The organism is Xanthomonas dyei (genome assembly GCF_002939865.1).
Classification (GTDB): domain Bacteria; phylum Pseudomonadota; class Gammaproteobacteria; order Xanthomonadales; family Xanthomonadaceae; genus Xanthomonas; species Xanthomonas dyei.
Genome location: NZ_MDEE01000017.1, coordinates 100,655 through 107,417 on the forward strand (window position 1 = coordinate 100,655; position 6,763 = coordinate 107,417).

The 6,763-nt window shown below is 66.1% G+C and carries 2 protein-coding genes and 1 pseudogene; all 3 read left to right on the top strand.

What is annotated here, in order from left to right; all coding sequences use genetic code 11:
• The first annotated feature begins 20 nt into the window (after positions 1-20).
• The gene (locus XdyCFBP7245_RS12980) at positions 21-824 is read left to right on the top strand and encodes a DsbC family protein (RefSeq protein WP_104616011.1); all 804 of its coding nucleotides are present in this window, start codon (positions 21-23) and stop codon (positions 822-824) included.
• A gap of 316 nt (positions 825-1,140) precedes the next feature.
• The gene (gene purL, locus XdyCFBP7245_RS12985) at positions 1,141-5,259 is read left to right on the top strand and encodes a phosphoribosylformylglycinamidine synthase (RefSeq protein ID WP_104616012.1); all 4,119 of its coding nucleotides are present in this window, start codon (positions 1,141-1,143) and stop codon (positions 5,257-5,259) included.
• Between the two features lie 1,017 nt (positions 5,260-6,276).
• Positions 6,277-6,465: pseudogene (locus tag XdyCFBP7245_RS24510) on the top strand (protease); the annotation flags it as partial.
• Positions 6,466-6,763 lie beyond the last annotated feature (298 nt).

The following is a 6,763-nucleotide window of genomic DNA, read 5'->3' on the forward strand; positions in this document are numbered from 1 at the left end:
CGATTCGACTGGATGCGTGAATGTATCGTCTTGCTATCGCCGCGCTGCTGGGCGCGCTCAGCCTTACCGCCTGCGCACAATCGTCGCAGCCTGCGGCAAGCAACGCCGGCGCCAAGCCAGCCGCCGCTGCCGCCCCCGCCGCGACCGGCAATGTGGATCAGCGCGTCGGCACCGCCCTCAAGGCGCTGGACCCGGACTTCAAGCCGGATTACATCGGCGCTGCGCCGTTCCCCGGGTTCCGCGAGGTGGTGGTCGGTGGGCAGGTGCTGTACGTCAGCGATGACGGCCGTTATCTGATCCAGGCGCAGCCGTTCGACATCCAGAACAAGCAGTTCGCGGCCAGCCCGGGCCTGCTGGCGTATCGTCGCAAGCAGCTGGAGACCGTGCCCAAGGCCGACCGCATCGTGTTCGCTCCTGCCAACCCCAAGTACACCGTGACCGTGTTCACCGACGTGGAATGCGGCTACTGCCGCAAGCTGCACAGCGAGATCGGCGAGCTCAACAAGCAGGGCATCGCGGTCGAATATCTGGCCTTCCCGCGCATGGGCCTGGGCAGCCAGGACCACAAGGAAATGATCGCCGTGTGGTGCGCGGCCGACCGCAAGCAGGCCTTGACGGCGGCCAAGTCGGGCCAGCCGGTCAATTCCAAGGACTGCAAGAACCCGGTGTCGATGGAATACACACTGGGTCAGCGTCTTGGCGTCAACGGCACCCCGGCGATCTTTGCGCCGGACGGCACCCAGCTCGGTGGCTACCTCCCGCCGGCGCAGCTGCGCGAGGCGTTGGAAAAGCGCGCCGTCACCACCGCCGGTGGCAGCCGCTAAGCGGGAAGACGTGAGCCTGGCAGCGGTGGCGCGCGGGTAAGGCGCTTCGCAACGGCAGGATACGGTTGAGGAAGGGCTGGATGCGTAGGCATCCGGCCCTTCGTCGTTTTGGGGGATTGCCGTGTGGAGAGAGTGGTCAGAGGCTGGCTGGCGCGATGCCAGGCAGCCCCTCCGACCTCGAAGCTAATTGCCGACCTCCGACCTCCGACCTCCAATCCCCAATCCCCAATCCCCAATCCCCAATCCCCAATCCCGGCCTGCACCGACCAACCTCCGCTACAATGATCGGCCCCGTTTCTGACACGGTTCCCCGGACATGATGGTCCTCGAGGGCGCTTCCGCCCTTTCGCCGTTCCGCCGCGCTCGGCTCGAAACCCGCCTGCAAACCCTCGTCCCCGCGCTGCGCATCACCGGCGCCTGGCACGTGTATTTCATCCGCGCCGAGGCCGGGCAGTCGCCCGATCCGGCCACCTTGCAGCGGATCCTGCAGGCGCAAGCGGACCCCGCGCCGCGCGACGAACAGGCGTCCTCGCACTACGTGGTGCCGCGTCTGGGCACGCTGTCGCCGTGGTCGAGCAAGGCCACCGAACTGGTGCGCGGCGCCGGGCAGCCGATCCAGCGCGTGGAGCGCGGCACCCGCATCGATCTAGTCGGTTGGCCGGACGACGCAGCGACCAGGGGCGCCGTGGCCAAGCTGCTGCACGACCCGATGACGCAATCGCTGCTTGGTTCTGCGGCCGCCGCCGAGGCGCTGTTCAACGTGCCCGACCCGGGCCATCTGCAGCGCGTGCCGCTGGATGGGCTGGAGCAGGCCAACCGTGACCTCGGCCTGGCCCTGGCGCAGGACGAGATCGACTACCTGCGCGAGCGCTTCGCCGAGCTTGGGCGCTACCCGGCCGATGTCGAGTTGATGATGTTTGCGCAGGCCAATTCCGAGCACTGCCGGCACAAGATCTTCAACGCCAGCTGGACCATCGACGGCAAGCCGCAGGAACGCTCGCTGTTCCGCATGATCAAGCACACCCACCAGCAGACCCCGCAAAACACCTTGTCGGCCTACAGCGACAATGCGGCGGTGGTGGAAGGCGTGCCGGCCGCGCGCTATCGCCCGGATCCGGCCACCGGCCAGTACCGCAGCGAAGCGGTGCTGCCGTCGGCATTCGCCATCAAGGTGGAAACACATAATCACCCGACCGCGATCGCACCGTTTCCCGGTGCGGCCACCGGTGCCGGTGGCGAGATCCGCGACGAAGGCGCCACCGGCCGCGGCGGCAAGCCCAAGGCCGGTCTGACCGGTTTCACGGTGTCGCACCTGCGTATTCCGACCCTGCCGCAGCCGTGGGAAGCGCCGCGCGCGCTGAATCCGCGCATGGCTCCGGCCCTGGACATCATGCTCGACGGCCCGCTGGGCGGCGCCGCGTTCAACAACGAATTCGGCCGGCCGAATCTGCTCGGGTATTTCCGCAGCTTCGAACTGGCCGAAGGCCCGGGCCTGACCCGCGCCTACGACAAACCGATCATGCTGGCCGGCGGCCTGGGCGCGATCGATCGCAATCAGGTCGAAAAGCTGCGCCTGCAGCCGGGCGATGCGGTGATCGTGCTGGGCGGCCCGGCGATGCTGATCGGCCTGGGCGGCGGTGCGGCCAGTTCGGTGGCCGCTGGCGACAGTGCCGAGGCGCTGGATTTTGCCAGCGTGCAGCGCGAGAACCCGGAGATGGAACGCCGCTGCCAGGAGGTCATCGACCGCTGCGTGGCGCTGGGCATCGACAACCCGATCCGCTGGTTCCATGACGTGGGTGCGGGCGGCCTGTCCAACGCGATTCCCGAGCTGCTGCACGACTCCGGCGTGGGCGGCATCATCGACCTGGGCCGCGTGCTCAGCGACGACCCGTCGTTGTCGCCGCTGGAACTGTGGTGCAACGAATCGCAGGAACGCTACGTGCTGGGCGTGCCGCAGGCGCGTCTGCACGAATTTGCCGCCATCTGCGCCCGCGAACGCTGCCCGTTCGCCGCCGTCGGCGTCGCCACGGCCGAGGAGCGGCTGGTGGTGGGATACGGGACGCTGGATGGCGGGACCGGGGACCGGGGACCGGGGACCGGTGAGGAGCAAGTGCAACAGCGTGAGCGCGATGCCACAAACGCGCAGAGCACGTTCGATGCAGCACTTGGCAGCGCTGTTCCGGGTCCCCGGTCCCCGGTCCCCGGTCCCGACCTCCCGATCAATCTCCCCATGGACGTGCTTTTCGGCAAGGCGCCGAAGATGCATCGCGATGCGGTGCATCCGCCGGCGCCGCAGTGGCCGGTGTTGCAGACCGCAACGCTGGATCTGCAGCAGGCCGGTTTGCGCGTGCTGGCGCATCCCACAGTCGCGTCCAAGAGTTTTCTGGTCACCATCGGCGACCGTAGCGTGGGTGGCTTGACCGCGCGCGAACAGATGATCGGCCCGTGGCAGCTGCCGCTGGCCGACTGCGCGATCACCCTGGCCGGATTCGAGACGTTTTCCGGCGAGGCGATGTCGATCGGCGAGCGCACGCCGCTGGCGCTGTTGAACGCCGCCGCGTCCGCGCGCATGGCGGTGGGCGAGGCGATCACCAATCTGTGTGCCGCTCCGGTGCAGTCGCTGGACAGCATCAAGCTGTCGGCCAACTGGATGGCCGCCGCCGGCCACGCTGGCGAAGACGCCTTGTTGTATGACGCGGTACGCGCGATCGGCATGGAACTGTGCCCGGCGCTGGAGCTGAGCGTGCCGGTGGGCAAGGATTCGCTGTCGATGCAGGCGCAGTGGGTTGTGGCCGGGACCGGGGACCGGGGACCGGGGACCCGGGAAGAGCAAGCTGCCGCCTTGCTGGATCTCACCGAAGAGGGCGCTTTCCCCGGTCCCCGGTCCCCGGTCCCCGGTCCCGGTGAAACCCACAAAAGCGTTTCACCTGTGTCGCTGATCATCAGCGCCTTCGCACCGGTCGGCGATGTGCGCACGCAGCTGACGCCGTTGTTGCGCAACGACGAAGAAAGCGAGCTGTGGTTGATCGGGCTGGGCGGCGGCAAGCAGCGCCTGGGTGGGTCGGTGCTGGCGCAGGTGTATGCCGACGATGCGGCCTTGCCGGCGTTCGGCGGCGACGTGCCGGATCTGGAGGACGCACAACGGCTGCGTAGTTTCTTCGAATTGATCCGCGATGCGCGCGAAAGCGGCCTGTTGCTGGCGTATCACGATCGCAGCGATGGCGGTGCGTTTGCGGCGCTGTGCGAGATGGCCTTTGCCTCGCGCCAGGGCCTGGATATCACGCTGGATGCCTGGGGCGATGACGCGTTCCGCAGCCTGTTCAATGAAGAACTCGGTGCGGTGGTGCAGATCGCCAGCGAAGATCGCGCCGCGTTTGCCGATCTGGTCGAACGCCATGCACTGACCGAGTGCGCGCAGCGCATCGCGCGGCCCACCGGCGCGCCACGCGTGCGGGTGAGTGGGCAGGGGCGGGTGCTGGCGGAGTGGCGTTGGGAGGAGTTGTTCGATGCGTGGTGGTCGGTGACCCATGCCATGCAGAAGCTACGCGACAACCCCGACAGCGCCGACGAAGAGCGCGCGCTGGCGCGCGATTTCCAGGCGCCCGGGCTGCGTCCCACGTTGGTGTTCGACCCGTCCGAGGATGTGGCCGCGCCGTTCGTGGCGACCGGCGCGCGGCCCAAGGTGGCGATCCTGCGCGAGCAGGGCGTCAATGGGCAGATCGAAATGGCCTACAACTTCGAACGTGCGGGCTTCAGTGCATTCGACGTGCACATGAGCGACCTGATCGAAGGGCGCGTGGATCTGGCGCAGTTTTCCGGCTTCGCCGCCTGCGGCGGTTTCAGCTACGGCGATGTGCTGGGCGCCGGCCGCGGCTGGGCCACCTCGATCCTGGAGCGCACCGCGTTACGCGATGCGTTTGCCGCGTTTTTCGCACGTAGCGATACGTTCGCGCTCGGTGTGTGCAACGGCTGCCAGATGCTCAGCCAGCTCAAGGACATCATTCCCGGTGCCGGGCATTGGCCGCGTTTCCTGCGCAATCGCAGCGAGCAGTTCGAAGCGCGCACCGCGCTGCTGGAAGTGGTGGAGTCGCCGTCGATCTTCCTGCGCGGTATGGCCGGCTCGCGGATTCCGGTGGCGGTGGCGCATGGCGAAGGCCGTGCGGAGTTCGACACGGCCGTGGACCAGGCCGCCGCACGCGTGGCGCTGCGTTTCATCGACGGCAACGGCGCGGTGGCATCTCAGTACCCGCTTAACCCGAACGGGTCGCCGGACGGCATCACCGGGCTGACCAGCACCGATGGCCGCGCCACCATCCTGATGCCGCATCCCGAGCGCACGCCGCGCACGGCGAACCTGAGCTGGCATCCGGCCGACTGGGGCGACGACTCGCCGTGGCTGCGCATGTTCCGTAATGCGCGGGTGTGGTGCGGTTGAGTGAGGTGATCCGGAGCCGCGCGCGCTAAGCGCGCGTCACGCGTCTCCCTGACGGCCGTGTGCAGCGATGCATGCGGCCGTTTTCGTTTAGGCCCCCGGTCTGATGCCACCGCGTCGCAAGGTGGCTGCGCGACGGTCTGGAGGGATTGGGTTGCATCGCGCATCACCATGCAGCGGTGCGGCGATGCTGTCGCTGAAAGAGGTGTGCAACCCGTGCGTTCTGGCCGGCTGCTGGCGCGTACAGGTCGGTCTATCCATGTGTTCCCGGCGGTGCGTTGCGGCAACGCGGCTCGCGTGCTGTGCAGCAACTCGGTGATGGGCACGGTGTCGCGCCTGGTCATGCCGACTTGGCTGTGCAGTCACGGCTAGGTTCCGTAAAAAATAAGGATTTCTTCAAGTAAATGTAAGATTTTTTAGTTATTCGAATAAAAATATTTTTTGCGTGCGTGATGCGCTCTGAATTTAGTTATTCGGGTGTTCAATAAATTTACCCAGCGTTGCATCTTCGTCACATGCCGCACGTCTTCTAAACACTCAGTGTCGCTTATTTTTCCGAATAAATCTCGGTGAAGGGGCGCTACTGCGCTTGATAAAACCTCAGGCGTCTGCGCGTCAATCGGGTGTGTGGTGGTCGGTTCTCACGCGCCAGGCCATAATGGAGGGTGAGTGTTTAATGAAGAATATCGAAAATTTCGAGTGGCGGTCGCCCCGCGGTAAGGCGATGCATTATTCGATTATCTCGAACATGCCGGCGCGGTGTCGTCTGCCTGTGTGTCGCGGCTTGGGCGCTGCCATCTGCGTAGTGCTGGCTGGCAGTGCCATCACATTCACCGCAATGGCACAGGCGCGTAGTCCGGCGACGCCGTAGGGCGTGGTCGATGGTCACATCTGTGCGCGCAGTTCTCCGCTGTCGCTGACGCTGACGCGTCGACGGGTTCGGTTGCCAGTGCGGTGGAGCCGACGCTCTCGTCCAACGCGGCAATGCCGGCCGAAGACGACAACGACGTGCCTCCATGCTTTGATGGCAGCGGACAGGCATCGTTGTACGTGGCAGCGTGCCGCGTGCCCGGCGTCGAGGATAACGACGCCGTCTCCATGCGCAGCGGCACCAGCCAGACGGGGCGCTTCGCCGCGCCGCGTACAGGTACCTGCGTACTCAAGCTTGAGGGTGCCAGCTTCGATGGCGTGAGCCGGTTGGCGCGCCAATGCGTCGACGCCGGGCACCGATGCCCGGGTGATCGTCATTTCCTTGGCGCGCCTGCATCTGGCGCCGAGGTTGGCGGGCCGTCCAGGCGGCAGTGCCGACACCCGAGGCGCTGACCCGCCAACTGACCTATTCCTGCTGCATTTTTGCGCAACCAAGCCCGCTGGCGTCTCGCAGCGGTTTTTTTTGTCCGCAACGGACATGGCTATTCTGTAATGACCCACTGAAACTCTGCTCAGGTGTTAGTTTTCAGAGGAGACATCGATGAGTGCAGTGATGGACGAAGAACAGATCAAGCGC

Coding starts and splice junctions, on each gene's coding strand:
- XdyCFBP7245_RS12980 (WP_104616011.1), top strand. CDS start 21: ATGTATCGTCTTGCTATCGCCGCGCTGCTGGGCGCGCTCAGCCTTACC.
- purL (WP_104616012.1), top strand. CDS start 1,141: ATGATGGTCCTCGAGGGCGCTTCCGCCCTTTCGCCGTTCCGCCGCGCT.